We start from the raw sequence: 26,744 nt of genomic DNA on the forward strand, positions 1-26,744 counted from the left end.
GGCGGCGAGACCTGGGCATGGGACTTGCTACAGTGGCGCCAAAGCTGCCCCGGGAGGAACCATGGCCGAGTACGATCTCGTCATCCGCAACACGACGATTGCCACGGCCTCGGATGTCGTGAAGGGCGATATCGGCATCGTGGGAGGGCGGGTCGTCGCACTGGGCGAGCGGCTCGACAAAGGCCATCGCGAGATCGACGGCACCGGCCGGATCGCCGTTCCGGGCGGCATCGACGCCCATGTCCATTTCGACCAGGACACGGCCGACGGTTCGGTCTTCTGCGACGATTTCGAGAGCGGCAGCCGCGCCGCCGCGGCCGGCGGCACCACGACCATCATTCCCTTCGCCTATCAGAACAAGGGCCAGCCGCTGCGCGACTCCGTGAACAAGTACCACGCGCGCGCCGAAGGGAAGTCGCTGATCGATTATGCGTTCCATGTGATCCTGTCGGACGCCAGCGAGAAGATCATGGGCCAGGATTTCACCGCCCTGGTCGCCGACGGCTACACCTCGTTCAAGGTCTACATGACCTATGACGACGTGAAGCTCACCGACCGCGAGATGCTCGACGCCCTGGCCGCCGCCCGGCGCGAGCAGGCGATGCTCATGATCCATGCAGAGAATTCCGACTGCATCACCTGGCTGACCGAACGGCTGGAGCTGAAGGGCATGACGGCCGCGAAGTTCCATGCGACGTCGCGGCCCTTCGTGGTCGAGCGCGAGGCGACGCACCGCGCCATTTCGCTCGCCGAGCTGCTCGACGTGCCGATGCTGCTGGTCCACGTCTCGGCCAAGGAGGCGATGCACGAGATCCAGCGTGCCCAGGCGCGCGGCCTGCGTGTTTATGGCGAGACCTGCCCGCAATACCTGTTCCTCAGCGAAGAGGATTTCGAGAAGCCGGGCGACGAGGGTGCCAAATGCGTCTGCTCGCCGCCGCCGCGCGGCACCGACAACCAGGAGCATATCTGGACCGGCCTGTCGGCCAACACCTTCCAGGTCCTGTCGTCCGACCATGCCGCCTTCAAGTTCGACGATGTGCGCGGCAAGAAGCTGCCGGGTGCCCGCGAGAGCTTCCGCAAGATCCCCAACGGCGTGCCGGGCGTCGAGACACGGCTGCCGCTGCTCTTCTCCGAGGGCGTCAACAAGGGCCGCATCAGCCTGCAGCAGTTCGTGGCGTTGAGCTCAACCAACGCCGCCAAGATCTACGGCCTGCATCCGCGCAAGGGTACGATCGCGGTCGGCGCCGATGCCGACATCGTTCTGTGGGATCCCGAGCGCAAGGTGAGCCTCACGAACTCGATCCTCCACCACAATTGCGACTACACGCCCTACGAGGGTCGCGAACTCACCGGCTATCCGGTGATGACCCTGTCGCGCGGCGAGGTGGTGATGGACGAAGGCCGCATGAGCGGCTCCGCCGGCCGCGGCCGGTTCCAGAAGTGCGACCGCCCCGAAGCTGCCCGCCCGCGCGGCCGGCCCCTGATCGATCCGTCGATCTTCAATTGAAGTTTCGGTGCCTCATTGGAGCGCGCCACTCCAGAGAGGATCTTCAGCTCGGCACCACAAAGCCGTAGCGCAGGTTCGACGGCTCACGGCCGGCACGCTCGTAGTCCGACTTGATCGCGGCAAAGCGGTCGTCGCGCCAGGCGGCCTTCTTGATGTCGTACTTGTACATCTTCGCCGAATTCTCGCCGAAGATCGCGCGCTTCACCGGACCGTCGGCGCTGCCGAGCGGGGCGTAGCCGAACTTCCGCTGCATGTCCTCGGGGATTTCGAGGCGGCGCAACGCCTCGATCTGCCATTGCGGTGCGCCCGTCCACACGGCGTCGGTGCCCCACACGACATGGTCGACGCCCATGCCCTTGATCAGCATGCCCATCAGGGCGGCGCACAGGCGCGGCTCGGTCACCGTCGTCTGCGCGAAGATCTGCCCGAGGTCAGCATAGACGTTGCTGACGCCGTACTTGGCCGGAATCTCCGCGAGATCCGTCGTCCAGTCGACCCGGCCGGTCTTCTCGAACTGCGCATAGCCATCGGCCGAGGCGCCCGGCGCGCCGGTCCAGCGGAAGGCCGAGTGGTAGACGACGAAGCGGATCTGCGGCCAGTCCTTGGCCGCCTTGCCGACATCATCGACCGTCGCGTACTCAGTGAGATGCGGCCAGCGCTGCGAGACCGAGGGCGGATAGAGGCCCTTGTGCACGCAGACGATGTCGTTGCCGGCCTTCAGCATCTTTTCATAGAAGGGATAGACGAGCTTCTCGTCGTCCATGCGCCAGGGATGGCGCGCCAGGTCCTTGTTGGTGTTGTCGCCGACCGTGTAGCCCTTCCACGAATCGGGCTTGAGCGTCGCGATGCATTTGTCGACCTCCTCCATCCAGCCGTCATAGCCCGGCGTGAAGATGGCGTGCGACAGGCAGCGCTTGGAGCCGGCCGCCTTGTTCACCTTCTCGCGCGCCTCGGCCTTCATCTCGTTGGTCAGGAACCAGTCGCGCGGATCCTCCGAGGCCGAGCCGCTGATCAACGCCACCTTGGTGTCGCTGTCGAGATAGATCTCCTTGAACCAGTTGGGATACTTGAGATCGTCGATGGTCTGCGGCTTGTTCACCAGTCCCGGGTTCCAGCCGGCCTGGCCCACCGCCTCGCGGCCGCGCACGAAGCCTTCGAGCCGCGTGTCGTCGCGCAGGAAGTGCGTGTGCACGTCCATGACGAACTGGTCCTTCAGCCCGTCGGCACGCGCTTGGGCGAGATCGACGCTCTTGGCCTCGGCCGGCGAGGCGCCGTAAAGCGGGCCATAGATCTCGTTCATGGCAACGAAGGCCGTCGCCATGCCGGCGGCGGTCTGGAAAAAGCGGCGGCGCGACAGGCCGTTCTTGCGGCCAAACTCGTCGCCGAGCGCGTTCATGCGCGCTTCGACCTGCTTCTGCTGCTCGGTCTGCGGGATCGGCAGGAACTCGTCACTGGAGACGACCTGCGTCGGCACCGGGGTTGTCTTGCCAGCCAAGCGCGCGGGAGCAAGCCCGCCATGTTCCTCGTCGCTCAACATGCCCATGGCGGTCCTCGCGGGAGCTAGGGGTCTAACGGAAGCGCGGCATCACCTTGGTCCAGAAGGTCTCGATCGACTTCATCAGGACCGGATGGGGCACCAGGCTGTTGTAAGTGTAACAGAAGACCCAATCGACGGGTTGCCGCTTCTGCTGGACCTCCATGCCGCGCAGCACGGTGTCGACCGTGCCGACATAGGCATAACCCTCGGCAATCACCTCTTCCGGCGTGGGAAACCGGCCCGTCTTGGGATCGGCCATGCCCTTGCGGAAGCCGAAGGGCTCGAACCAGGCGCGGCCGGAGAACTGCCCCGAATTCTGCCACAGCGCCATCGCCTCCTCGTCGGTGTCGGCGATGATGACGTCGCGCAGCACGCCCGTACCCTGTCCCTTGGGCTTGCCCGAGACCTCGGCATAGACGCTGTAGAGCTTGTCCTCGTGGAAGGGATGCATCGGCGGCAGGATCGGCGTCACATTCTCCTTGGCGCAGAAGCGGACGGTGTTCTCCGAACTGGCGAAGGGCTGGAACAATGGTGGATGCGGCTTCTGTAACGGCTTCGGCACGACGCCGACCGATTTCAGGATGCCGTTCTCGACGCCCTTGCCCCACTTCTCGGTCGTATCCAGCGTCCACGGCGTCGGCCCGGCGGGGATCTTCCAGAACTTGCCGTCGTGGGTGAGCATCTCCTCCGTCCAGCATTTCTTGACGATGCGGAAATTCTCCTCGAACGCCAGGCGGTTGGCGTTGTCGATCTCGTCATGCTGGTTGGGCAGCGCGCCGTGAATGCCATGCGTCTGCTGCGCCATGATGTCGACCCAGCGCCGCTGGTAGCCGCGCGCGAAGCCGGCGTTGGCGCGGCCGCCGGTCATGTGGTCGAGCATGGCGATGTCCTCGGCCACGCGGATCGGGTTCGACGCCGGCAGCACGATGCCCAACTGCCCGACGCGGATCCGCTTGGTCTGCATCGCGAAGTAGAGATCGAGCAACACCGGGTTGTTGGAAAGTTCGAAGCCTTCGATGTGGAAGTGATGCTCGGTGAAGCTCACCGAATCGTAGCCGAGATCGTCGGCCAGGCGGATCTGCTCGGACAGTTCCTTCAGCATGCGCTGATAGAAGTCGGGTCGCATGCCGGCCATGCCACTCTCGATCTCGGCGCGGCTGGCGATACTCGGCAGATAAAACAGCGATGCCTTCATTTCACTCCCTTTCGTTTGCTCTTGTTCACTTCCCCTTGGGCGTCGCGGCGACTCCCGGCACGTGATTCAGGACCGAATGGACGAGGCCGCCATCGACCAGCAATGATTGCCCGGTGATGTAGCTGGCCTGCGGTCCCAACAGGAACGCGATGGCGTCGGCGATGTCGCCCGGCTTGGCGACCCGGCCGAGCGGCACCAGCTTGGCGCGACCGCGCGCCAGTGCGGGCTGGCTGTAGATCGCCTCGGTCATCGAGGTATGGACGAAGCCGGGGCAAACGGCGTTGGCGCGGATGCCGTCGGGCGCCCATTCCTGGGCCATCATCTCGGTCAGCATGATCAGCGCCGCCTTGGTCGGGCTGTAGGCGCCGGTCGGCAGCTGCGGCACGACGCCGGCCATCGAGGCCAGCATGACGATCGCGCCCTTCGAGCGCTTGAGATAGGGATGCGCTGCCTTCGCGAGCAGCCAGTTGGCGCGCAGGTTGATGTCGAAGACGCGGTTCCAGGTCGCGAGGTCGAGATCGACCAGCTTCGAGGGCGCGGTGATGCCGGCATTGCCCACCAGCGCATCGATCCCGCCCATCGACTTGACCGCCGCCGCGATCACCTTGGCGGGCTCCGTCGGCTTGGCCATGTCGGCCTTGAGCGTGCGGACCTTGCAGCCCGAGGTGCGGATGCTGGTGGCCAGCGCCTCCAGCTCGTCGAGATAGGCGACGTCGCAGAGGGTCATGGCCTCCGCGCCGTCGGATGCGAGTTTCAGGGCGGTCGCGCGACCGATGCCACGGCTTGCGCCGGTAATGACGACACGCATTGTTTCCTCCCCTTTATGGCCCTTCTTATGGGGAGGATGGTGGCACGGTTCCCGGCTTGGGGTCGATGGGGAGGAGTTGATCGAATCCGACCAATTTCTCGTAAAGCGCGGCCGCCTGCAGGAGCGCCGCCTCGCCACGCGGCTTGCCGACGAGCTGCAGGCCCACGGGGCGGCCAAAACTGTCGAAGCCGCAGGGCACGGCGATCGCGGGGCTGCCGGTCACGGTGATCGCCGAGTTGAGCGTCGAGCCCGACATGTAGTTCTCGAGCTTCTTGCCGGCGATGGTCGCCGGCGCGCGCAGGTTGACGTCGAAGGCCGCGGTCGGCGATCCCGGCGTCACCAGCAGGTCGTAGGTCTGGAAGAAGGTGAGCATCCGCCGATAGAGCGCCGCGCGCTCGCGCTCGGCCCAGGCGAGCTGGCTGGTCGTCTGCTTCAGCCCGAGCTCGGTGTTCCAGATGATGTCCGGCTTGAACTTGTCGCGATACTGCTGGATCTGCAGCTCGCGATCGACGAGGAACTGCTGGCTGCGAAAGGCCATGAAGACTTCGTCGACCGGCCCGAAATCGGGCGAGACTTCCTCGACGATGCAGCCCAGCTCCTCGAAGCGCCGAGACATCTTGGTGCAGATCTCGCGGATCTCGCGATCGACCTCGAACCGACCGCCGAAGTCGATGGTGAAGGCGACGCGCTTCGGCAGGACCGGATTGGCCACCGCGTCGCTGAACGACACGGCGGGCGCGTCGAAGGTCATGGCGTCGTGCGGGCAGAAGCCCGACATCGTGTCGAGGAACAGCGCCAGGTCGGCGACATTGCGCGCCATCGGCCCCTGCACCGATTGCGGCGAATAGAGGTTGTTCGAGGTGCCGCGCGTCACGCGACCCACCGACGGGCGGATGCCGACCGTCGAGCAATAGGTGCCGGGCCGCCGCAGCGATCCGCCATGGTCGGAACCGTGCGCCAGCCAGACTTCGCCGGTCGCCACCGAGACCGAGCCGCCGCCCGTGGACCCGCCGCAGGTCAGCGAGGTGTTCCAGGGATTGCGCGTGCGGCCGAAGACCTCGTTGAAGGTGCTGCCGCCAGCGCCGAATTCCGGCGTGTTCGACTTGCCCATGACGATGCCGCCCTTGCGCTCGATACGCTCGACCAGCGGGTTCGACTTTTCCGGCACGTGGTTGGCGAAGATCGGCGAGCCATAGGTGGTGCGCACGCCCGCCACGTCGGTCAGGTCCTTGATCGAGACCGGAAGACCGGCCAGCCAGCCCGCCTCACCCTCGGCCTCGTTGGCCTTGCCGGCCATGATCTTCTTGGCATGATCACGCGCACGATCGAGGCAGAGCGTCGGCATCGCGTTCACCGCGGGCTCGACCTCTTCCATGCGCCTGGCCGAGGCCTCGACAAGGTCGAGGGGCGAAATCTCCTTCTTCTTGAGACGCGAAACGGCCTCGACTGCGGTAAGACGCCAAAGTTCGTTACTCATGCATTGCCTCCGGCCTTCAGTGTGCCAGCCTTCGCGGGCATCTGTCTGCCGTCCATGTCCTGCAAACCGAATTGGCTGGCTTGACCACTCTGCATGAGGCCGGCACTCCTGCTCTCGCCCACCCGAGGAAACGCACAATGACAACGAATGAAGTACAGCCGGCCGGCCCGCTCAAAGGCCTGAAGATCGTCGACATCTCGACGGTCGTGGCCGGTCCCTTCGCCGCCGGCCTGCTGGGCGACTTCGGCGCCGAGATCGTGAAGGTCGAGATGCCGGGCGTCGGCGACTCGCTGCGCGCGCTGGCGCCGCACAAGGATGGCGTGCCGCTGTGGTGGAAGGTCACCAACCGCAACAAGAAGGGTGTCACCCTCGACCTGCGCATTCCCGAAGGCCGCGACCTGTTCGCCAAGCTGGTGGCCGATGCCGACGTGCTGGTCGAGAATTTCCGTCCCGGCACGCTCGACGGCTGGGGCATCACGCGGGCCTGGCTGCAGGGCCTCAATCCGCGCCTCACGATCCTCCGGGTCACCGGCTTCGGCCAGGACGGCCCCTATGCCGAACGCCCCGGCTTCGCGCGCATTTTCGAGGCGATGAGCGGCTTCACGCAGATCTGCGGCGAGGAGGACGGACGGCCGCTGCATCTCGGCTATCCGATCTCCGATGCCGTCGCCGGTCTCTTCGGGGCGCTGGGCATCCTGGCCGCCTTGCATGACCTCGCGCGCAATCCCGAACGGCGCGGACAGGAGATCGACTGTTCGGCGACCGAGGCGATGATGCGCACGCTCGAATTCCTGGCGATCGAGTACGACCAGCTCGGCGCGGTGCGCACGCGCTCGGGCAACCGCAGCCAGTATGCCGCGCCAGGCAATGTCTATCGCACGGCCGACGACAAGTGGGCCTCCATCGCGGCCTCGACGCAGAGCATCTTCGTGCGGCTCTGCGCGGCGCTCGACCTGAAGCACCTGCTGGAGGATCCGCGCTTCGCTCTCAATCCGGCGCGCGTGAAAAACTATCTGGAGCTCGACGAGATCGTCGGCGCCGCCATCGGCAAGCTGACCCTTGCCGAGCTGCGCGAGACCTTCACCCGTCACGAGGTCGGCTTCTCGCCGATCTACGACATCGCCGACGTCTTCGCCGACCCGCAGTTCGCGGCGCGCAAAGCGATCGTGAGCGTGCCAGACGGCGAGCTGGGTTCGGTGCGCATGCAGGGCGTGGTGCCGCGCTTCTCGGAGACGCCGGGCGTCGTGCGCCATGCCGGTCCGTCGATCGGCCAGCACAACGAGGAAGTCTATGGCGGCCTGGGCCTCACCGCGGCGGAGATCGCGGCGCTCAAGTCACGCAAGGTCATCTAGGGAGACTTGACGATGCTACGACGGACGTTCGGCGCGCTTTCGCTCGCCACACTCGGTGCGCCTGCCGCCTACGCACAGGGCGACAAGGTCGCGAAGCTGCTGGTCGGCTTTCCGGCCGGCCAGGCGACCGACATCATCGCCCGCCTGCTGGCCGAGGCGCTGAAGCTCGAGCTGGGCGAGACGGTGATCGTCGACAACAAGCCCGGCCAGGGCGGCAGCATCGCACTCGGCCTGCTCGCCCGCGCGGCGCCAGACGGCGGCACCTTCATCCTGTCGCCGCTCGCCGCACTCGCCATCAACCCGCACCTCTACAAGAACGTCGCATACCAGAGCCTCACCAGCTTCGAGCCGGTGGCGCGCGTCTGCGACCTGCCGCTGGTGCTGGTGGTGCATCCGTCGCTGCCGGTGAAGACGCTGCCGGAGCTGATCGCCTACGCCAAGGCCAACCCGGACAAGCTCAGCCATCCCTCGTCGGGCAACGGCACCTTGAGCCACGTCGCGATGGAGGAGCTGAAGACCAAGGCCGGCATGCGTATCCTTCATGTGCCCTATCAGGGCAGCCCACCGGCGATGAACGACCTCGTCGCCGGCACGGTGCAGGTGGCGATGGATACGGTCACCGTCACCAAGCCGCATATTGATGCCGGCCGGATGCGCCTGATCGCCGTCAGCACGCTCGACCGCCTGTCCTTCTTCCCCGACACGCCGACCATCGCCGAGCAGGGCTTTCCCGGCCTCGAGGCCAGCGCCTGGCTGGCGGTCCTCCTGCCGGCGCAGACTCCGGGCGACAAGGTGAAGCGCCTGTCGGATGCCGTGGTGAAGGTGGTCGGCACGCCTGAGATGCAGAAGAAGTTCCTGGCGGTCGGTGCGATCCCGCATGCGATGGGCGCGGCCCAGTTCGCCGCCTTCCTGAGGAGCGAGGATCAGCGCTGGAGCAAGGTGATCGCCGAGTCCGGCATCAAGGCAGATTGACGATGTGCCGCCGGCGCTGGGCGATGTAGAGGATGCCCAGCAGCATCAGGTTGAGCAGGTTGAACGCCAGGGCCGACTGGAAGGCCGAGATGTAGGAAAGCGTGGCGTCGAAGATGAAGCCGCCCAACCAGCCGCCGGCGGCCATGCCGGCCATCGCGAACAGCATCACCACGCCCAGCCGCCAGCCGGCGATCGTCGGGCCGTAGAGAAAGCGCAGGTTGAGCGCATAACCTTGCACGATGGCGATGAACGGAATGCCGTGCAGCAGCGACAGGGCATAGATGCCGTTGATGTCGCGCACGTAGAGGAAACCGACCAGCGAGCCGATCTGGATCACCGAGCAGAGCAGGCTGACCGGCAGCGGGCCGATGCGCTGGGCCAGCCGCGCCATGACGAAGGTGGCGACGATGGCCGAGAGCAGCACCAGCGACACTGCCTCGGTGCCGCGCGCGGCCGGATAGCCGAGGTCGCCGCAGAAGGCGACCATATGCACGAAGGGGATCGCCATGGCCGCGCAGCAGCAGAAGCCGGCCGCCGACAACAGCACCATAATCGTCGAGGAGGGCAGCGGCAGGTGCACCTTCTCCTCGCGCCGCCGGCCGCCGGGTCCGCGCAGGGTCGGCGCCGCCCGCACATAGAGGGCGCCCAGCAGCAGCAACACACCCGACACCAGCCCGTAGACCAGCAGCGTGTCGCGCCAGCCGATCTCCGGCAGCAGCAGGCGGTAGACCTGCGGCCAGACCGAGCCGGCGACCGCAGGGCCGATGGAGATCAGCGCGACGGCCATGTTGCGCTTCTTGTCGAACCAGCCCTGCACGTTGTTCATCGCCGGCGTGAAGGTGCCGGCATTGCCGAAGAAGCCCAGCAGCATCGCATAGCCGGCGTAGAGCGCGATCTCGCCGCCGCGCGAGGCGACCCATCCACCGAGCGCAATCGAGAGGCCGGCGATCAGCAATGGCACCCTCGGGCTGGTGCGATCGGCCAGCCAGCCCATGAAGACGCCGCCCACGCCCATGCCGAAGAAGCCCACCATATAGGCAAAGGACGGCACGGCGCGCTGGTCGCCGAAATCGGCCGCCATCTCCTTGAGGCCGACCACGGGCAGGTAGATGCCGCCGCCGCCCAGCGCCACGCAGGCCATCGAGACCAGCGCCAGCCGCCAGGCATAGGCGCTGTCGATGCCCCTTCCCGACGGGGCGTCGCTCACTCGCGGGCCAGCGCCGCCGCGGCTGCCTTCTCGGCGTCGAGCACCTGGTCGTCGTCCATCAGCACGGTGACCTTGCGCAGCTTGCCGGTGAAGGCGAACGGCGCCTCGTAATGCGACACCGGGCTGGAACGATCACGGCCGATGTCGAGGCCCGACCAGGAGATGAAACTCACGAAGCCGTTCTGGGTGTCGAAACTGCCGGCCGGCTCACCGTCGATCAGGAGGGTGGCGAGATTTCGGCCCTTGTTGCGGCGCATGCGCACGCCGAGCTTGCGGTTGCCCGCCGGCACCGGACGATCGGAGACGATCAGGTGATGCTCGCCGCCGATGTTCATGTCGTAGGCGAGCTTGCCGTCCTGCATGTAGAGCGAGTAGCCCGTCGTCATATCGCCATGGGCGATCAGCACGCCCTCGGTCATCGGCCCGTCGACATGGACGTCGGCCTCGATCGTGTAGGTACGGTTGCGCACGTCCGGCGCCACATCGGTCGGAACATGGCCCATGCCGGCATGGAAGACGAAGCGGTTGCGCGGGCCGTGGAAGCGCTTGGCATTGTCGGCGAAACGCGGCGCGAAGCGGTCGTCGAGCGGCAGCACCTTGCTCGCCTCGGCCTGCCGCCACCATTCGTCGATCATCGCCTTCAGCCGCTCCGGCTCCTTCTCGGCGAGGTCGTTGGTCTCGTTGAAATCCTGGTCGAGATGGTAGAGTTCCCACTTGTCGTTGGCGAAGTCGGCGCCCGGCGGATGGAACGAGACCGCCTTCCAGCCGTCCTGCACCAGGCCGCGATGGCCGAACATCTCGAAATACTGCGCCTTGGCCTTGGACTTGGCCTTCGCGTTCTTGAGGCTCTTCGCAAAGCTGGTGCCTTCGATCGGCATCTGCTTCACGCCGTTGACCACCTTGGGCGGCTTGATGCCGACGACGTCGAGCAGGGTCGGCACGAGATCGCTGGCGTGGCAGAACTGGTGGCGCAGCTCGCCGCGCGCGGCGATGCCCTTGTCCCAGGCCATGACCAGCGGATCGCGGATGCCGCCGCCATGGGTGTTCTGCTTGTAGCGGCGCAACGGCGTGTTGGCCGCCATCGCCCAGCCCCACGGGAAATTCGAGTGCGTGTCGGGACCGCCAATATCCTCGATGCGCGCGATCTTCTCCTCGAGCGATTCGCGGCGGAGATTGTAGGGACCCATGGCATTGATCATGCCGAAGGGGCCGCCTTCCTGGCTGGCGCCGTTGTCGGACATGACGATGACCAGGGTATCGTCGAGCTGGCCGGCGCTTTCAAGGAAGGCCATCAACCGACCGATATGCTGGTCGGCATGATCGAGCATGGCTGCGTAGGCGGCCTGCAGCCGCGTGAACATGCGGCGCTCGGGCTCGGCCACGTCGGCCCAGGGGCGCACGGAATCGTTGCGCGGCGGCAGCTGCGTGCCCTTCGGCACGATGCCCATCTCGATCTGGCGGGCGAGGCGCCGCTCGCGCTCGGCATCCCAGCCCTCGGCGAACACCGAATCGTACTTGGAGATCAGGTTGAACGGCGCCTGGTGCGGCGCATGGCAGGCGCCGAAAGCCAGCCAGGTGAGCCACGGCATCTCGGCATTGTCTGCGACATGATCGGCGAGATAGCGGATGGCCTGATCGACCAGGTCCGACGTCAGGTGATAACCGGTGGCGAAGGTGCCCGGCGGATCGACCGGCGTGTTATCGCGCACCAGCTCGGGCGCGTACTGGTCGGTCTCGGCATCCATGAAGCCGTAATAACGGTCGAAACCGCGGCCCAGCGGCCAGCCGTCGAACGGGCCGGTGGCGCCCGACTCGGTGAGCGGCGTCACATGCCACTTGCCCAGCATGTAGTTGCGATAGCCGTGCGGGCGCAGCATCTCGGCAATGGTGCCAGCCTCGCGGCTGATCTTGCCGCGATAGCCGGGATAGCCGGAATCGAAATTGGCGAGGCAGCCGACGCCCACCGAATGATGATTGCGCCCGGTCAGCAATGCGGCACGCGTGGTCGAGCACATGGCGGTCGTATGAAAGCCGGTGTAGCGCAGGCCGCGCTTGGATATGGCGTCGATGGCGGGCGTCTGGATCGGCGAGCCGTAGCAGCCGAAGTCGGAGAAGCCGACATCGTCGAACAGGATGACGAGGATGTTGGGCGCACCTTTGGGGCGCTTCGGCGTCTCGGGCCAGTGGGGCTGGGAGTCCTGGACCGTCTTGCCGATCTTGCCGCCCTGTTCCGTCATGCGCTTCCCTTTCGTTGCCCGCGGTTGTCCGACACTTGGGCAGTGCGATCAACCTTGTCGCAATTCATGGCGCGGGTTAGGGAAAGTCATGGCTCACTTCACGTCCGATGGCCTCGACCTCGCCTACGACGAATTCGGTCCCGCCGATGGCCGCAAGGCGATCGTGCTGGTGCACGGCTTCTCGGCGAACCGCTACGAAAACTGGAAGCGCATGGGCTGGTACGACGCCATCGCCTCCAAGGGTCTGCGCGGCTTCGCGCTCGACAATCGCGGCCATGGCGAAAGCGCCAAGCCGCACGATCCCGAGAAGTACGACCGCGAGGCGATGGCTCGCGATGTATTTGCATTGATGGACCATGCCGGCGTCGAGCGCGCGCATGTGCTGGGCTTCTCGATGGGCGCGCACATCGCGCTGACGGCAGCGCTGGTCGAGCCCGGTCGCATCGACCATCTCGTGGTGGCCGGCGTCGGCGGCAAGCTGTTCGATCCGCCGCGCGCGGAAGGCGCCATGGCCGAGGCCATGGAAGCCGCCAGCCCCGACGAGATCGCCGACCCGATGCTGAAGAGCTTCCGGCACTTCGCCGACGAGCAGAAGGAAGACCGGCTGGCGCTGGCCGCCTGCTCGCGCGGCGCCCGTGTGCCGCTCACGCGCGACTCCCTGATGGCGATCCGCCGTCCGACGGTGGTCGTTGCCGGCGCCCGTGACCAGCTCGCCGGCCCGCCGCAGGGCTTGGCCGAAGCGATTCCCGGCGCCAAGGCGGTGACCCTGCCGGGCTGCGATCACTTCTCTTGCATCGGACATCCGATGTTCAAGGCGACCGTGTTCGACTTCTTCGACGGCTGGCTCGAGTAGAAGGCGTGGCAAGGGTCAGCTTCAAGTCGATCCAGGCGCGCGCCGCCAAGCGCAAGGGCGGCGAGAAGGCGCTGGCGTCCCTGCTGCCGAAGAAGCGCGACAACAAAGCCCTGGCAAAGCTGACGGACGACCGCGTGCTGGCGGAAATGGCGCGCCGCGTCTTCTGCGCCGGCTTCGTGTGGAGCGTCATCGACAAGAAGTGGCCGGGTTTCGAGGAAGCCTTCCTCGGCTTCAACCCAAAGCGGCTCCTGTTCCAGCCTGCTGAGTTCTGGGAGAAGCTCACGCAGGACACGCGCATCGTGCGCAACCCGACCAGCATCCGGTCCGTGCGCGACAATGCGAAGTTCGTCACCGACATCGCCGCGGAGCATGGCAGCTTCGGCAAGTTCCTCGCCGCCTGGCCGGCCGACGACCAGATCGGCCTGCTCGAAGTCTTTGCCAAGCGCGGCTCCCGCCTCGGCGGCTTCTCGGGCCAGTACCTGCTGCGTTTTCTCGGCCGCGACTCCTTCATCCTGACAGGCGACCTGATGATGTGCCTGCGCGACGCCGGCGTGCCGATCAGCGAGAAGGGCACCTCCAAGAAGGACCACAAGCTCGCCCAGGCGCAGATCAATGAATGGGCCAGGGAAAGCGGCTTGCCCCTCACCCACATCTCGCGCATCTGCTCGATGTCGATCGGCGAGAATCACGATGCCGCGCGCCTCGCGGAAACCATGCGGACGTGACCATGACGAACATCCTGCTGATCAATCCCAACACGACGAAGTCGATCACCGATCTGGTCTTGAAGACCGCAAAGACCTTCGCCTCCAAGGGTACGCGCCTGCGCGCGCTCACTGGTTCGTTCGGCCCCCGCTACATCGCCTCGCGTGCAGCCTACGCCATCGCCAGCCACGCCGCGCTCGACGCCTATGCCAACGATCGCGGACCGAAGGATGTCGTGGTGCTGGCCTGCTTCGGCGATCCCGGCCTCGCGGCCCTGAAGGAGGTCAGCCCGGTCCCGGTCGTGGGCATGGCTGATGCGTCCATCCTGCAGGCCTGCGCCATCGGTAATCGCTTCTCCATCGTCACCGGCGGCGAGCGCTGGCAGTCTATGCTCGAGGAATTCGTCGCAGGGCACGGCCTCTCTTCGCGGCTCGCGTCCGTACGCACCGTCGCCCCGACCGGTGCCGACATCGCGCGTAACCCCAAGGCCGCCATGGAATTGCTGGCAAAATGCTGCCGCGCCTGCATCGAAGAGGATGGCGCCGACGTCGTGATCCTGGGCGGCGCGGGACTGGCCGGCCTTGCAGCGAAGCTGAAACCGATGGTTGATGCCCCTCTCCTCGATGGGGTTGCTTGCGCCATCTCGATGGCCGAAGGACTTGCGCTGCAGCAACCGGCGAAAGCCAAAAATGGTGCACTTGCGAAGCCGGCACCCGTCGACAGCATCGAGCTCTCCAAAGGTCTTTCGAAGCTGCTGCAATCGCCCTAGGGTCCGTCCCCATGCGGTTGGTCAGCTTTCGCCATGCGGGCGCGAACAAATTCGGCGCGGCCGTCGACGGCGGTATCGTCGATTTGTCTTTGCGCACGAGCGGCCGCTGGTCCGGCCTGCGTGACGTCATCACCGCGAACGCGCTCGATGAATTGCGCGCGGCCGCGAAAGGCGCGGCGGCCGATCTCAAATTCGAAGACGTCGAACTGCTCCCGGTCATTCCCGATCCCGGCAAGATCCTCTGCGTCGGCCTCAACTATGCCAGCCATGTCGGCGAGGTCGGACGCCAGATGCCGACCGTGCCCAGCCTCTTCTCTCGCCTCCACAACACGCTGGTGCGCCACGGCGGCGACATCGTGCGGCCGCGCGCTTCGATCGACTTCGACTATGAAGGCGAGCTCGCCATCGTGATCGGCGAACGCTGCCGGCATGTCCCGCGAGCCAGCGCGCTCTCGGTGATCGCGGGCTACACCTGCTTCATCGACGGCAGCGTGCGCGACTTCCAGAAGAACTCCGTCTTCGCCGGCAAGAACTTCCCGGCGACCGGGCCGCTCGGTCCGTGGATGGTCACGTCCGATGTGATCCCCGATCCGCAGCGGCTGGAGCTCACGACGCGGCTGAACGGCGCCGTGGTGCAGCACGACACGACCGATCACATGATCTTCGATGTCGCCACCATCATCGAATATCTCTCGACCGTGACCTGGCTGGAGCCGGGCGACATCATCGCGACCGGCACGCCCGACGGGGTGGGCGCCGGCCGCAAGCCGCCGCTCTGGATGAAGGGCGGCGACAGGCTGGAAGTCGAGATCTCAGGCATAGGGACCTTGGGCGTCAATGTCGTCGACGAGTAACTCTTTCGACCTGCCGGCCAGCGACGCCGGCACCGATGCGAAGAAGGCCCGCGAGTTCAAGGTGATCGCGCTGATCGCCGTGGCGCATTTCGTGAGCCATGTGCACATCATGCTGCTGCCGCCGCTGTTCGGCGAGGTGAAGGATGCTTTCGGTGTCGGCTATGTCGAGATCGGCCTGGCGCTGACGGCCTTCAACGCCGCGTCGGCCCTGCTGCAGACACCGGCCGGCTTCCTGGTCGACAGGGTCGGTCCGCGCGCCATGCTGACCGGCGGCCTCATCCTGGGCGGCTTCGCTGTGACGGCGGCCGCCCTGCTGCCCGGCTACTGGTTCTTCGTCATCGCCTACGGCTTCCTGGGCCTCGCCAACACGGTCTATCACCCGGCCGACTATTCGATCCTCTCGGCCACCATCGATCACAAGCGGATCGGCAAGGCCTTCTCGATCCATACCTTCGCGGGCTATCTCGGCTCGGGCGTCACGCCGGCCCTGGCGCTGGCCTGCGCAGCGATGTGGGGCTGGCGCGGCGCCTTCCTGTTCGTCGCCGGCCTGTCGATCGCGACCGCCTTCGTGCTGATCGTGGCCGGCAGCATCCTGCCACGCATCTCGCACAAGCCCGGCCAGGAAGCGGCAAAAGGGGGCCAGAAGGTCGGCCTCGACCTGCTGCTGAGCGCGCCGATCCTGCGCAACCTGCTGTTCTTCTTCTGCCTCGCCATGGCCAATGGCGGCATCCAGGTCTTCACCGTCGTCGGCATGGGGCAGATCCACGGCACGCCCGCCGATGTCGCCAGCGTGGCGTTGTCGGGCTTCCTGCTGTGCAGCGCCGGCGGCGTGCTGCTGGGCGGCATCATCGCCGACCGCACGCCGCACCATGAGCGCGTGGCGGCCATCGGCTTCGCCTGCACTTCGACCATGGCGATCCTGATGGCCTGGGTGAACATGCCCGGCGCCGTGCTGATCGTGCTGATGTCGGCCGGCGGCCTGCTGAACGGCATCATCCAGCCGTCGCGAGACATGATGGTGCGCGCCGTGACGCCGCCCGGCTCGTTCGGCAAGGTGTTCGGCTTCGTCAGCACCGGCTTCAACCTGGGCGGCATGGTCGCCCCGCTGCTCTACGGCTTCCTGATGGACCATAACGAGCCGCGCGCTATCTTCATGATCGTCACCGGTTTCATTTTCCTGGCGCTGGTCACCGCGATCACCCGCCGCAAACCCGAGAGCATTGCCTGATGGATTCCCTGACGCCCGCTACCCCCGCCAAGACCGATGCCGCCACCGAAGCCCTGGTCCGCCGCTACGGCGCCGATGCCCTCCCGGCGGCAGGCCCGTGGAACGAGACGATCGCCGTCATGCTCGATCACCGCTCGGTGCGCGGCTACAAGCCCGACCCGGTGCCGGCCGGCGCGCTGGAAAGCATGATCGCCGCTGCCCAGTCGGCCGCGACCAGCTCCAACATGCAGTGGTGGTCGGCCGTCGCCGTCACCGATCCCGCCAAGAAGAAGGTGCTGGCCGAGATCGCCGGCGGCCAGAAGCATATCGAGCAGTGCCCGCTGTTCATCGCCTGGATCGCCGACATGTCGCGCAACCAGCGCATCTCGGACGCGACCAAGACCGAGTTCGAGACCATGCCCTGGCTCGAGACCTTCATGGTGGCCTCGATCGACGCCGCGCTCGCGGCCCAGAACGCCGTGGTCGCCGCGCAGTCGATGGGCCTGCGCACCGTCTATATCGGCGCGATGCGCAACGACCCGATCAAGGTTGCCGAGCTGCTGGGCCTGCCGCCGCAGGCCGTCGTCGTGTTCGGCCTCTGCGTCGGATACGCCACCGAGAAGGGCGAAGGCGAGGTGAAGCCGCGCCTGCCGCAGTCGGTCGTGCTTCATACCGAGCGCTACGACGCGAGCAAGGAAGAGGCCCTGCGCGCTGCCTACGACGCCGAGATGACCAAGTTCTCCGCTCGCCACGAGCTGCAGGCCGCGACCTGGACCCAGCGGGTGCTGAACCGCCTGGCTCCGATCAAGGCGATGAACGGCCGCGAGACCTTGCGCGCCGCGCTGGCGAAGATGGGTTTCGAGATTCGGTAGAGGCCGAGCTTTGCTCGGCTTCATGGCACGCCCCGTGCTGGAGGCTTTGAACGGTCAGGACGGAGGCAACATGCGGCGGACGGTAAAGCGCGCTCTTGTAACATTGGCTCTCTGCGCGGCGGCCAGTACGGCCTCGGCGCAGGGGCATCTGCGGATCGGCATCGGTGACGACCCCGACGTGCTCGATCCCAGCCTGTCGCGCACCTACACCGGCCGCATCGTCTTCGCGTCGATCTGCGACAAGCTGTTCGACATCGACGAGAAGCTGGCGATCGTGCCGCAGCTTGCGCTCGGCCACGAGACCTCGGCCGACGGCAAGACCGTCACCATCAAGCTGCGGCCCGGCGTGAAATTCCATGACGGCGAGCCGTTCGACGCCGCCGCCGCGAAGTACAGCCTTGAGCGCCACCTCAACATGAAGGGCTCGTTCCGCAAGCCCGAGATCGGCATCGTCGAAACCGTCGACGTGGTCGACCCGCTCACCATCAAGCTGAACCTGAAGCAACCCTTTTCGCCGCTGATCGCCCAGCTCACCGACCGTGCCGGCATGATGGTCTCGCCCAAGGCCGCCGAGGCCGCGGGTGACAAGTTCGGTCTGAAGCCCGTGTGCGCCGGGCCCTACAAGTTCGTCGAGCGGGTCCAGCAGGACCGCATCGTCGTCGAGAAGTTCGCCGACTACTGGAACAAGGACCAGGTGTTCATCGACAAGGTGACCTACCTGCCCATCGTCGACACCACCGTGCGCCTGGCCAACCTGCGCTCCGGCGGCATCGACCTCACCGAGCGCATTCTCGCGACCGACATCCCGACCGTCCGCGCCGATCCCAAGCTGAAGCTCGCCAACTCGGTGTCGCTCGCCTGGTTCGGTTTGATGATCAACCAGGACAACGGGCCGAAATCGAACAATCCGCTGGGCAAGGATCCGAGGGTGCGCCGCGCCTTCGAACTGGCGCTCGATCGCGACGCCATCAACCAGGTCGTGTTCAACGGCGAGTTCGTGCCGGGCAACCAGTGGATCAGCCCGCAGAGCCCCTACTATCAAAAAGACTTCCCGATCCCCAAGCGCGACATCGCCAAGGCCAAGGCCCTGATGAAGGAGGCCGGCATCACCGGCAAGCTGACGCTCGACTACATGGTGAACAATGCGCCCGAGTCTCGCGCCATCGCCGAGGTCGTGCAGTCGCTGGTGGCCGAGGCGGGCTTCGACCTGAAGCTCCGCGTGGTCGAGGTGGCGACCGCGCTCAAGGCCGGCGAGGACGGCGACTTCCAGGTCTATGCGCTCACCTGGAGCGGCCGCAGCGATCCCGACGGCAATTCCGTGGTCTTCCAGACCTGCGGCGCGCCGCAGAACATGGGCAAGTATTGTGACAAGGAACTGGACGGCTGGCACCAGGAAGCGCGGGCCGCGACCGACCTGGAGGCGCGCAAGGCGATCTACCGCAAGATCACCGAGCGCTTCCTCGACAAGGGCTGGATCTTCTACCTGTACCATCCGCAGAATCTGGCGACCCACACGACCCGGCTCGAAGGCTTCCGCCCCGTGCCGGACGGGTTGCTCCGCGTGGTCGGCCTGAAGCTGAAGTAGGTTCCGCCGCCGCTTCCGATCCGCGGTTCAGGAAGCGGGTCGCAGTGGATCCCTGAGGAGCAGGGCGCAAACGAGAGCCCCCGCCATGCAGATGACGAGGGACGTAAGCGCGAAGCGGTAGTCGCCGACCGTAAGCACTTCGGTCCCGCCGCTGCCAGACGCATGACGCTCCAGCAGGAAGCCGACCAGGGGCTGCGAGGTCGCGTTTCCTGCATAGTAGCAGGTGCTCAGGAAGCCGATCGAGAAGCCCGAGAGGTTGGGATAGAGGTCGCGGGCGACGGCATAGGAGACGATGTTCGCGCTGCTGAAGAAGCCGGCAAGGAAGAGCCCTATCTCGAACACGAGAAGCGGAATGCCGGGGACGTAGAGAAGCAGCGATATCGTCAGGAGCCCGCCGATGCCCGCCTGCACCATGGGGATCTTCCGGCTCTTGAGATAGTCCGAGTACCATCCATAGAAGAGGCTTCCCGCAATCCCTCCGAGGAAAAGGATCGAGCTCGTGCCGTCGGCCGACACGGCGTCGAGGCCATAGGCTTTCTGGATGTAGCCCGCGCCCCAGAGTCCGCCGAAGGCGACGAAGATCAGGCTGATGCCGGTTGCGTAGAGGGCGTTGAGCCAGACCTGCCCGTTACGCAACAAACCGAGCTTGCCGGACGCCGCCGGCCCTGCAGAAACCTCCCTCACCTCGGGGGGCGACACCGGCCTGTCGCGGACGACGAGCAGGATGAGAATCCCGAGGACCAGTTCCACGCCACCGATCCAGCCCATGGCAGAGCGCCAACCGATCACCTTCACGAGTACCGCAAGCGGGCCTGCGCAGGCGGCACCCAGCATGCCGGCTGTATTGGTCATGCCGGCGAACATCGAGAAGCGATCGGGAAACCATTCCTGGACGAGCTTCAGGCACCCGATGAACGAAAATGCCGAACCGGCCCCCATCAGAAGCCGTACGACAAAGGCGTTTTCCGCCGTTTGGGCAAAGGCGAAGGCCAGGGTTCCCAGTCCCGCCACCAGGACGGCCGGCGCCAGGGAACGGCGGACGCCGAAGCGATCGATGATCAGGCCGACCGGAATCTGGAGAATCGCGTAGGCATAGAAGTAGGCCGACGCGATGCTTCCCAGGACGGTGTCATCGGCATGGAAGGCCGCCCCGAGTTCCGGCGCGATGACGTTGGGGAAGACCTGCTGGACATAGTTCAGCACCACGAAGAGTGCCGACAGCACCCAGATGATCCACGGCAACATGACGTATTCCCGCCTCGCCTCAGTGATGATGGGCGTTGGTAACGGGGAGCGTGCCGGAGCCTTTCTGCTGCGCCAGATAGACCATCGCCGCCTTGATGTCGTCCAGGAGAAGCGCGCCCAGATTACGGCTCACCCCCATGCGCACGATGATGCGCTGGACGACGAGGCTCTCCTGATTCGCCGGAAGCGAATAGGCGGGAACCTGCCATCCTCTCATGCGCAGGCGATCAGCCAGTTCGTAGAGCGTGTAGCCGGGATCCTCCGCGCCCATCTTCCAGCAGACGGCGGGAATGCCTTCCAGCGGATTGCCGTCGAAGATGACCTCGAAGGGACCGAGCGCCGCGATCTCGTTGGCCAGGAACTGCACGGTGCGATAGCAGGCCGAGTGGACCTTGGTATATCCCTCGCGGCCCAGGCGGAGGAAATTGTAGTACTGGGCGATGACCTGGCCGCCGGGACGGGAAAAGTTCAGGGCGAACGTCGGCATGTTGCCGCCGAGATAGTTGACGTTGAAGATCAGATCCTCCGGCAGGTCGGCCTTCTCGCGCCACACCACCCAACCGCAGCCCAGCGGCGCGAGCCCGAACTTGTGGCCGGACGTGTTGATCGATTTCACCCTGGGGATCCTGAAATCCCAGACCAGGTCCGGCGCGCAGAACGGCGCCAGAAATCCGCCGCTCGCCCCATCGACGTGGATGGGAATGTCGATCCCGGTCTCCGCCTGGAGACGGTCGAGCGCGTTGGCGATTTCCTTCACTGGCTCGTAGCGTCCGTTGAAGGTCACCCCCAGCGTCGGGACCACGCCGATCGTGTTCTCGTCGCAGCGCTTCAGGACTTCCTCGGGGGTCATCAGCAAGCGCCCCTCCTCCATGGGGATCTCGCGCAGCTCGACGTCCCAGTAGCGGGCGAACTTGTGCCAGCATACCTGGACCGGGCCGGTGATCAGGTTGGGACGGTCCGTCGGAAGGCCGAGCGCCCGGCGCTTTTCGCGCCAGCGCCACTTCATCGCCATGCCGCCCAGCATGGCCGCTTCGCTCGAACCGGTGGTGGAGCACCCGATCGAATTGTCCTTGTCCGGAGAGTTCCAGAGATCGGCCAGCATGATCACGCAGCGACTCTCGATCACCGCGGTCTGGGGATACTCGTCCTTGTCGATCATGTTCTTATCGATGCAGTCGTCAAGAAGCTGATGGACCTCCGGCTCCACCCAGGTCTGGCAGAAGGTGGCGAGGTTCTGGCGGGAGTTGCCATCCAGCAGCAGTTCGTCATGCACCGCCTGGTAGATCATGCGGGCATCGCGCTCATGTCGCGGGAAATGCCGTCTCGGCAGGGTGTGGTCGGCTTCCTCGGAGGCGAAGATCCCGTCGTAGATGCCGGAGGGAGAAGTGGAGAGAGGCATGATCCAAGTCCTTATCGTCGGAAGCTGGCGCATGGCCAGACTACCTCGAATAAGAGCGACCTCCGCCGACGTAAAAGCGTAACACCTGTTTCAGGGCGCAGGCTGGCACGGCGTGTGCAATCTCCTTTTCGGGGACAGACCGGAGGGAATCATGGGACCGATCGCTCGCTGCTTCGTCGTGGCTTCCACTTTCTGCCTGATGGCGACGGCCGCCTCGGCACAGAGCCATCTGCGCATCGGGTTGGGTGACGACCCTGATGTTCTCGATCCCACTTTGTCGCGGACCTACACCGCGCGCATCGTCTTCGCCTCGATCTGCGACAAGCTGTTCGACATCGACGAGAAGCTCGGCATCGTCCCGCAGCTCGCGCTCAGCCAGGAGACCTCGGCCGACGGCAAGACGGTCATCATCAAGCTCCGCCCGAACGTGAAATTCCACGACGGCGAGGTCTTCGACGCGGCGGCTGCGAAGTACAGCCTCGACCGCCACCTCAACATGAAGAGCTCGTTCCGCAAGCCCGAGATCGGCACGATCGACACAGTCGAGGTCGTCGACCCGCTCACCATCAAGCTGAACCTGAAGCAGCCCTTCTCGCCGCTGCTGGCCCAGCTCACCGACCGCGCCGGCATGATGGTTTCGCCCAAGGCCGCCGAAGCCGCGGGCGACAAGTTCGGCCTGAAGCCGGTCTGCGCTGGCCCCTATAAACTGGTCGAGCGTGTCCAGCAGGACCGCATCGTCGTCGAGAAGTTCGCCGACTACTGGAACAAGGACCAGGTCTTCATCGACAAGATCACCTACCTGCCGATCGTCGATGCGACCGTCCGCTTGGCCAACCTGCGCTCGGGCGGGCTCGACCTGATCGAGCGCGTGCTGGCGACCGACATCAAGACGGTGCGCGACACGCCGAAGCTCAAGCTCAGCAAGGCGGTGTCGCTGGGCTGGTTCGCCCTGTTCGCCAATGTCGCCAACGGTCCCAAGGCCGACAATCCGCTGGGCAAGGATCCGCGGGTGCGCCGCGCCTTCGAACTGGCGATCGATCGCGACGCCATCAACCAGGTGGTGTTCAACGGCGAATTCGTGCCGGGCAACCAGTGGGTCAGTCCGCTCAATCCCTACTATCAGCAGAAGTTCCCGGTCCCGAAGCGCGACGTCGCCAAGGCCAAGGCACTGCTCAAGGAAGCCGGCGTGACCACGCCGCTGGTGCTCGACTTCATGGTGACCAACACGCCCGAGACACGCGCCGTGGCCGAGGTCGTGCAGTCGATGGCGGCCGAAGCCGGCTTCGACCTCAAGATCCGCGTCACCGAAGTCGCCACCGCGCTGAAGCAGGGCGAGGACGGCAATTTCCAGGTCTACATGAACACCTGGAGCGGCCGCAGCGACCCCGACGGCAATTCGGTGATCTACCAGACCTGCGGCGCGCCGCAGAACATGGGCAAGTATTGCGACAAGGAGATCGACGCCTGGCACCAGGAGGCGCGCGCCGTCACCGATCCCGCCGCGCGCAAGGCGATCTACGAAAAGATCACCGCCAAGTTCCTGTCAGAAGGCTGGATCTTCTACCTCTACCACCCGCAGATCCTGATCGCCCACATCGACCGGCTGGAGGGCTACAGGCCGATGCCGGACGGTCTCGTGCGGGTCATCGGCCTGAAGCTCAAGTAGAAATCCCGTCAGTCTTCGTATTTGCCGGTCTTCAGCAGGTCGATCATCGGGTTCTGCGCCGGCGCCGCGACACGGCGCAAGGTGTTCGTGTCGCGATGGTTGAAGGCCGGGGTCTTGCCGCGGACCGCGAGGTCCGTGCGCGTCACGTAGGACCAGGTCCCGTCATCGTTGAAGGTGATGTCGATGCGGTAATAGTCGGTGCGGAACGCTTCCTCGAGGAAAGTCGTCGAGCAGATGCCGAAGCGCGTGTCGCCGCGCTTGGCCTCGACGGAAATGGTCTTGTCGCCCGGCTTCGCCGTTCCGCCCGCCAGCACGACCTGGCCGCGCGGAATGGCGATGGACTGCATGATCAGGCCGGTCGCCGGCTCATACAGCCAGTAGCCGACCTGGTCGTGGAAGGTGATGGCTTCCTCGTCGGTGTTGATATGGATGTGGTAGCGCAGCCCGTAGAGGAGTTGCGGCCCGTTGGGCTGCGGATCGATCGGCTCCATCCGGATATGTTCCCGGAAGTTGCGCTGTTCGGGACCCGCCGCCTTGGGGGCGATGTCGATGCCCTTGTCGGATTCCCACTCGCCGGCCAGGCGGGCCAGCGGTCCTAGATTGGCCAGCGTATCCGGCGAAAAATCTTCGGGCTCGGTAAAGACATCTTCCGGAATACTCGACATGGGATCCTCAGGCGGCTGCACTCGCGCGGAATGTGCAGGCCCGCCGTTACGATAACAAGCGCGCGGCTTGTCACGCGTCGCGCCAGTCGAAGGCGAGCGGCGCCTCGCGGAAGGCGAAGCGGTCGATGTGGCTCGAAACGGCGCCCTTCAGCGCCGCGAGCTGTCCGTCGGCGCTCGCCTCGAGACGGCATTCGAGCGCATCGGCATGGGCCTCCAGCAGGAGGGTCGCATCGCCCGGCCAGTCGGCGCCGCGGGCATTGCGCGGAAACACGACCCAGCCCTTTTGTTCGTCGAACTCGACCTGGAGATTGTGGCTCCAGTGCTTGCAGAGCTGCTGGAGGTAGCGGCTGCCGTTGGCGGTCGGCACGCGCGCGGTGCTGTGGATGCTCATAGGCGTTCGATCTTCTGCGCGGCTTCGTCGATGATGGCGACCGCGTCGTGAACCGTCTGCTTCTGCACGCCGTCACGGCCCAGGCGATGCATCAATGCCTCGCGAAGGCTGTTCATGGCCCGGCGCACCGGCGCCGCATCGGTGCGCTCCTGCTGGCTGGCGAGTTCTGCCAGCCGCGCGAACAGCGCCTCGACCTCCGCCTTGCGTTCGGCGAGATGGGCCGTGCCGTCCGGCGTGACCGCGAAGGACTTGCGCGCGCCCTCGGACTTGGCCTCGGCGATATGGCCCATCTCGTCGAGCATCGTCAGCGTCGGATAGACCATACCGGGGCTCGGCACGTAACTGCCGCCCGTCAGTTCCTCGATCGCGCGAATGAGCTCGTAGCCGTGCCGCGGTTCGTCGGCGATCAGCTTCAGCAGGACGAGGCGCAGCTCGCCGGAGTCGAAGACGCGCCGGCTGCGTCCGCCGCGCCCCTCGCTGCTCTCGCCATGCCAGCCGTGACCGTGCCGACCAAAGCCACGTCGGCTGAAGTGATGACGGTGGCCCTCTTCGCTTCGGTGATGGTGATGATGGGAAGATCTCATGGATCGCATCCTGATATGATTTAACATATCCAAGATATATCTTGATTGTTCTCAAATTCAAGGCCACCGGGACGATTTTCCGCCCCGGTCTAAATTACTATTTAAAATCAGCTACTTAGTGACGACCGACGCGATTGACCGGACCGCCGCGATTGACCGCCCCGTCCACGCCGCCTTCCCGCGTCACGCCGGCTCCTGGCGCGCCCACACCGACCCCGGGCGCCACGCCGACGCCGGGGGCGCCCGCACCGACACCCGGAGCCACACCGACGCCGGGCGCGCCAACGCCCGGACGGGCGGCCGGTGCCCAGACGCAGCCATGCGGCACGCCTTCCGCCCGGCAATAGACCTGGGCTTCCGCCGAGGTCGCCATCAGGGCCAACCCGAATGCCATACCGAAGATTGTGCGAACCATGGTCGTCTCCCTTGATTCACACCATGCGCGACGGGGCCCTACTGCGCAACCACATAGGTCTTGGGTGGGTGCCTGCGCATCGCCGCCTCGTTCGGCTCGACGCCCCAACCCGGCCCCTTGGGCAGGATGTAGTCGCCGTTCTCGAAGACCGGCGGGTTGTCGACGATCTCGTCGCGCCACGGCACGCCGTCGATGTCGATCTCCATGATCCGGAAGTTCGGCACGGCGGCGCAGAAATGGGCCGAGATGGCGCTGGCGAGATGGCCGTAGAAATTATGCGGCGCCACGTTCACCTCGTAGACGTCGGCCATCGAGGCGATCTTCAGCGACTCGGCGAAGCCGTTCCAGATCACGTCGACGATGGCGGTGTCGAAGGCATAGGCCTCAAGATACGGGCGGAAATCGCGGCGCTCCAGCAGGGTCTCGCCCGAGGCGATGGGGCACGGCGCGTGCTCGCGGATCATCGCGATCGACTTTGGATCGTGGATGTCGAGTTCCAGCCAGGTGAGGCCGGTCGGTCCGACGGCTTCGGCGATGCGCTTGAAGCCCTCGGTGCGGAAATGGAAGTTGGTGTCGAGCATGATGCCGACATCGGGGCCGACGCCGGCGCGGAAGGCCTCGACTGTCTTGGCGGCACTGCGCGCGATGAAGGCATCCCAGTTGCGCTCGGGGAAGCCCTTGCCGACGACGAAGCCCGGACGATAGGCGCGCAGCTTGCCGTCGACCTCCATGGCGATGTTGGTCTTGCAGGCGGTGAAGCCCTTCTTGCGCACCTCCTCGCCGGTCCGCATGAAGTCGTCGTAGGAGCGCACCGCCGGCGTGCCGCAGATATCGGGATTGCGCATGCGGTAGGAGCCGCAATGCGACCAGTAGACGGGGATGCGGTCGCGCAGCTTGCCGCCGAACAGCTGATAGACCGGCACGCCCAGCGCCTTGCCCTTGATGTCGAGCAGCGCGTTCTCGATGGCGGCGATCGCCTGCCGCACCACGCCGCCGCGCGACTGCGTCGACTTGGTGGCGAGCACGGCGTTCACCATTTCGATGTCCATCGGGTCCATGCCGACCACGCTCGGCATCAGCGCCTCGATGACGCCCGAGAGGCCGGGGCTACCGAAGCTCTCATTGTATTCGGACCAGCCGACCGGGCCGGTATCGGTCACCAGCTTGAGGAAAGAGAAGAGACGCCAGCCGGCGTCGCAGCGAAAAATCTCGTAGCTCTTGATCTTCATGTTTCCTCTCCGC

24 protein-coding genes are annotated in these 26,744 nt (G+C 65.7%); 11 read left to right on the forward strand and 13 right to left on the reverse strand.

All coding sequences use genetic code 11. The features are described from left to right. The first annotated feature begins 61 nt into the window (after positions 1-61). The gene (gene hydA, locus AC1ROX_RS27040) at positions 62-1,507 is read left to right on the forward strand and encodes a dihydropyrimidinase (protein WP_493131128.1); all 1,446 of its coding nucleotides are present in this window, start codon (positions 62-64) and stop codon (positions 1,505-1,507) included. 43 nt (positions 1,508-1,550) lie between these two features. On the opposite strand, the gene AC1ROX_RS27045 is transcribed toward hydA, so the two are convergent. The 4 genes from AC1ROX_RS27045 to AC1ROX_RS27060 are packed head-to-tail and all read right to left on the reverse strand — an operon-like array spanning position 1,551 to position 6,524. After that, complete coding sequence (locus AC1ROX_RS27045) at positions 1,551-3,050, reverse strand: amidohydrolase family protein (protein ID WP_493131130.1); 1,500 nt, start codon at positions 3,048-3,050, stop codon at positions 1,551-1,553. Positions 3,051-3,075: 25 nt separating this feature from the next. Beyond that, complete coding sequence (locus AC1ROX_RS27050) at positions 3,076-4,239, reverse strand: LLM class flavin-dependent oxidoreductase (protein ID WP_493131132.1); 1,164 nt, start codon at positions 4,237-4,239, stop codon at positions 3,076-3,078. Positions 4,240-4,264: 25 nt separating this feature from the next. Then, the gene (locus tag AC1ROX_RS27055; protein ID WP_493131134.1) at positions 4,265-5,047 is read right to left on the reverse strand and encodes an SDR family NAD(P)-dependent oxidoreductase; all 783 of its coding nucleotides are present in this window, start codon (positions 5,045-5,047) and stop codon (positions 4,265-4,267) included. A gap of 25 nt (positions 5,048-5,072) precedes the next feature. Then, positions 5,073-6,524, reverse strand: a complete 1,452-nt coding sequence (locus AC1ROX_RS27060) for an amidase (protein WP_493131136.1) — start codon at positions 6,522-6,524, stop codon at positions 5,073-5,075. Positions 6,525-6,661: 137 nt separating this feature from the next. Between AC1ROX_RS27060 and AC1ROX_RS27065 the strand changes: the two genes are divergently transcribed. Both AC1ROX_RS27065 and AC1ROX_RS27070 read left to right on the forward strand, forming a co-directional pair. Then, complete coding sequence (locus tag AC1ROX_RS27065) at positions 6,662-7,876, forward strand: CaiB/BaiF CoA transferase family protein (RefSeq protein ID WP_493131138.1); 1,215 nt, start codon at positions 6,662-6,664, stop codon at positions 7,874-7,876. 12 nt (positions 7,877-7,888) lie between these two features. Beyond that, on the forward strand, positions 7,889-8,848 hold the full coding sequence (locus AC1ROX_RS27070) for a Bug family tripartite tricarboxylate transporter substrate binding protein (protein ID WP_493131140.1): 960 nt from the start codon (positions 7,889-7,891) through the stop codon (positions 8,846-8,848). Here AC1ROX_RS27070 and AC1ROX_RS27075 read toward each other — a convergent pair. Both AC1ROX_RS27075 and AC1ROX_RS27080 read right to left on the reverse strand, forming a co-directional pair. Then, positions 8,835-10,055, reverse strand: coding sequence for an MFS transporter (locus AC1ROX_RS27075; RefSeq protein ID WP_493131142.1), 1,221 nt, complete (start codon positions 10,053-10,055; stop codon positions 8,835-8,837). The two genes, AC1ROX_RS27070 and AC1ROX_RS27075, sit on opposite strands and share 14 nt — an antisense overlap. Continuing rightward, on the reverse strand, positions 10,052-12,292 hold the full coding sequence (locus AC1ROX_RS27080; RefSeq protein ID WP_493131144.1) for an arylsulfatase: 2,241 nt from the start codon (positions 12,290-12,292) through the stop codon (positions 10,052-10,054). Before AC1ROX_RS27080 ends, AC1ROX_RS27075 begins: the two co-directional genes overlap by 4 nt. An 88-nt stretch (positions 12,293-12,380) precedes the next feature. Between AC1ROX_RS27080 and AC1ROX_RS27085 the strand changes: the two genes are divergently transcribed. From AC1ROX_RS27085 to AC1ROX_RS27115, 7 genes are all read left to right on the forward strand, one after another. Then, the gene (locus AC1ROX_RS27085) at positions 12,381-13,145 is read left to right on the forward strand and encodes an alpha/beta fold hydrolase (protein ID WP_493131146.1); all 765 of its coding nucleotides are present in this window, start codon (positions 12,381-12,383) and stop codon (positions 13,143-13,145) included. A 5-nt stretch (positions 13,146-13,150) separates the two neighbouring features. After that, positions 13,151-13,870 (forward strand): DNA-3-methyladenine glycosylase I, encoded by a 720-nt coding sequence (locus tag AC1ROX_RS27090; protein WP_493131148.1) that lies wholly within the window; start codon positions 13,151-13,153, stop codon positions 13,868-13,870. Between the two features lie 2 nt (positions 13,871-13,872). Next, positions 13,873-14,619, forward strand: coding sequence for an aspartate/glutamate racemase family protein (locus AC1ROX_RS27095; RefSeq protein ID WP_493131150.1), 747 nt, complete (start codon positions 13,873-13,875; stop codon positions 14,617-14,619). 11 nt (positions 14,620-14,630) lie between these two features. Continuing rightward, complete coding sequence (locus AC1ROX_RS27100; RefSeq protein ID WP_493131152.1) at positions 14,631-15,473, forward strand: fumarylacetoacetate hydrolase family protein; 843 nt, start codon at positions 14,631-14,633, stop codon at positions 15,471-15,473. Beyond that, a complete protein-coding gene (locus tag AC1ROX_RS27105) occupies positions 15,457-16,701 on the forward strand; it encodes an MFS transporter (RefSeq protein WP_493131154.1) in 1,245 nt (414 codons plus the stop codon). Before AC1ROX_RS27100 ends, AC1ROX_RS27105 begins: the two co-directional genes overlap by 17 nt. Beyond that, on the forward strand, positions 16,701-17,552 hold the full coding sequence (locus tag AC1ROX_RS27110) for a nitroreductase family protein (protein ID WP_493131156.1): 852 nt from the start codon (positions 16,701-16,703) through the stop codon (positions 17,550-17,552). Before AC1ROX_RS27105 ends, AC1ROX_RS27110 begins: the two co-directional genes overlap by 1 nt. A 70-nt stretch (positions 17,553-17,622) precedes the next feature. After that, on the forward strand, positions 17,623-19,137 hold the full coding sequence (locus AC1ROX_RS27115) for an ABC transporter substrate-binding protein (protein ID WP_493131158.1): 1,515 nt from the start codon (positions 17,623-17,625) through the stop codon (positions 19,135-19,137). Positions 19,138-19,164: 27 nt separating this feature from the next. Here the strand turns inward: AC1ROX_RS27115 and AC1ROX_RS27120 are convergent, their stop codons facing one another. Together AC1ROX_RS27120 and gad are read right to left on the reverse strand one after the other, a co-directional pair. Beyond that, a complete protein-coding gene (locus AC1ROX_RS27120) occupies positions 19,165-20,382 on the reverse strand; it encodes an MFS transporter (RefSeq protein ID WP_493131160.1) in 1,218 nt (405 codons plus the stop codon). A gap of 19 nt (positions 20,383-20,401) precedes the next feature. After that, positions 20,402-21,781 (reverse strand): glutamate decarboxylase, encoded by a 1,380-nt coding sequence (gene gad, locus AC1ROX_RS27125; RefSeq protein ID WP_493131162.1) that lies wholly within the window; start codon positions 21,779-21,781, stop codon positions 20,402-20,404. Positions 21,782-21,932: 151 nt separating this feature from the next. Here gad and AC1ROX_RS27130 point away from each other — a divergent pair, with 151 nt between their 5' ends. Then, positions 21,933-23,447 (forward strand): ABC transporter substrate-binding protein, encoded by a 1,515-nt coding sequence (locus AC1ROX_RS27130; RefSeq protein ID WP_493131164.1) that lies wholly within the window; start codon positions 21,933-21,935, stop codon positions 23,445-23,447. Between the two features lie 8 nt (positions 23,448-23,455). Here AC1ROX_RS27130 and AC1ROX_RS27135 read toward each other — a convergent pair whose 3' ends face one another. The 5 genes from AC1ROX_RS27135 to AC1ROX_RS27155 form a co-directional block, all read right to left on the reverse strand. Further along, the gene (locus tag AC1ROX_RS27135; protein WP_493131166.1) at positions 23,456-24,112 is read right to left on the reverse strand and encodes an FABP family protein; all 657 of its coding nucleotides are present in this window, start codon (positions 24,110-24,112) and stop codon (positions 23,456-23,458) included. 70 nt (positions 24,113-24,182) lie between these two features. Beyond that, on the reverse strand, positions 24,183-24,503 hold the full coding sequence (locus AC1ROX_RS27140; protein WP_493131168.1) for a DUF2218 domain-containing protein: 321 nt from the start codon (positions 24,501-24,503) through the stop codon (positions 24,183-24,185). Continuing rightward, positions 24,500-25,087, reverse strand: coding sequence for a PadR family transcriptional regulator (locus AC1ROX_RS27145; protein WP_493131170.1), 588 nt, complete (start codon positions 25,085-25,087; stop codon positions 24,500-24,502). The genes AC1ROX_RS27140 and AC1ROX_RS27145 overlap by 4 nt, the downstream gene beginning before the upstream one ends. Before the next feature lie 115 nt (positions 25,088-25,202). Then, a complete protein-coding gene (locus tag AC1ROX_RS27150) occupies positions 25,203-25,502 on the reverse strand; it encodes a hypothetical protein (protein ID WP_493131172.1) in 300 nt (99 codons plus the stop codon). A 38-nt stretch (positions 25,503-25,540) separates the two neighbouring features. After that, the gene (locus AC1ROX_RS27155; RefSeq protein WP_493131174.1) at positions 25,541-26,731 is read right to left on the reverse strand and encodes a mandelate racemase/muconate lactonizing enzyme family protein; all 1,191 of its coding nucleotides are present in this window, start codon (positions 26,729-26,731) and stop codon (positions 25,541-25,543) included. Between the last annotated feature and the right edge of the window lie 13 nt (positions 26,732-26,744).

Source organism: Reyranella sp. GW821-FHT14A01 (assembly GCF_058803965.1).

Coding starts and splice junctions, on each gene's coding strand:
- AC1ROX_RS27105 (WP_493131154.1), top strand. CDS start 15,457: ATGTCGTCGACGAGTAACTCTTTCGACCTGCCGGCCAGCGACGCCGGC.
- AC1ROX_RS27145 (WP_493131170.1), bottom strand. CDS start 25,087: ATGAGATCTTCCCATCATCACCATCACCGAAGCGAAGAGGGCCACCGT.
- hydA (WP_493131128.1), top strand. CDS start 62: ATGGCCGAGTACGATCTCGTCATCCGCAACACGACGATTGCCACGGCC.
- AC1ROX_RS27120 (WP_493131160.1), bottom strand. CDS start 20,382: ATGTTGCCGTGGATCATCTGGGTGCTGTCGGCACTCTTCGTGGTGCTG.
- AC1ROX_RS27065 (WP_493131138.1), top strand. CDS start 6,662: ATGACAACGAATGAAGTACAGCCGGCCGGCCCGCTCAAAGGCCTGAAG.
- AC1ROX_RS27070 (WP_493131140.1), top strand. CDS start 7,889: ATGCTACGACGGACGTTCGGCGCGCTTTCGCTCGCCACACTCGGTGCG.
- AC1ROX_RS27060 (WP_493131136.1), bottom strand. CDS start 6,524: ATGAGTAACGAACTTTGGCGTCTTACCGCAGTCGAGGCCGTTTCGCGT.
- AC1ROX_RS27135 (WP_493131166.1), bottom strand. CDS start 24,112: ATGTCGAGTATTCCGGAAGATGTCTTTACCGAGCCCGAAGATTTTTCG.
- AC1ROX_RS27080 (WP_493131144.1), bottom strand. CDS start 12,292: ATGACGGAACAGGGCGGCAAGATCGGCAAGACGGTCCAGGACTCCCAG.
- AC1ROX_RS27140 (WP_493131168.1), bottom strand. CDS start 24,503: ATGAGCATCCACAGCACCGCGCGCGTGCCGACCGCCAACGGCAGCCGC.
- AC1ROX_RS27150 (WP_493131172.1), bottom strand. CDS start 25,502: ATGGTTCGCACAATCTTCGGTATGGCATTCGGGTTGGCCCTGATGGCG.
- AC1ROX_RS27085 (WP_493131146.1), top strand. CDS start 12,381: ATGGCTCACTTCACGTCCGATGGCCTCGACCTCGCCTACGACGAATTC.
- AC1ROX_RS27055 (WP_493131134.1), bottom strand. CDS start 5,047: ATGCGTGTCGTCATTACCGGCGCAAGCCGTGGCATCGGTCGCGCGACC.
- gad (WP_493131162.1), bottom strand. CDS start 21,781: ATGCCTCTCTCCACTTCTCCCTCCGGCATCTACGACGGGATCTTCGCC.
- AC1ROX_RS27050 (WP_493131132.1), bottom strand. CDS start 4,239: ATGAAGGCATCGCTGTTTTATCTGCCGAGTATCGCCAGCCGCGCCGAG.
- AC1ROX_RS27130 (WP_493131164.1), top strand. CDS start 21,933: ATGGGACCGATCGCTCGCTGCTTCGTCGTGGCTTCCACTTTCTGCCTG.
- AC1ROX_RS27115 (WP_493131158.1), top strand. CDS start 17,623: ATGCGGCGGACGGTAAAGCGCGCTCTTGTAACATTGGCTCTCTGCGCG.
- AC1ROX_RS27155 (WP_493131174.1), bottom strand. CDS start 26,731: ATGAAGATCAAGAGCTACGAGATTTTTCGCTGCGACGCCGGCTGGCGT.
- AC1ROX_RS27095 (WP_493131150.1), top strand. CDS start 13,873: ATGACGAACATCCTGCTGATCAATCCCAACACGACGAAGTCGATCACC.
- AC1ROX_RS27045 (WP_493131130.1), bottom strand. CDS start 3,050: ATGGGCATGTTGAGCGACGAGGAACATGGCGGGCTTGCTCCCGCGCGC.
- AC1ROX_RS27110 (WP_493131156.1), top strand. CDS start 16,701: ATGGATTCCCTGACGCCCGCTACCCCCGCCAAGACCGATGCCGCCACC.
- AC1ROX_RS27100 (WP_493131152.1), top strand. CDS start 14,631: ATGCGGTTGGTCAGCTTTCGCCATGCGGGCGCGAACAAATTCGGCGCG.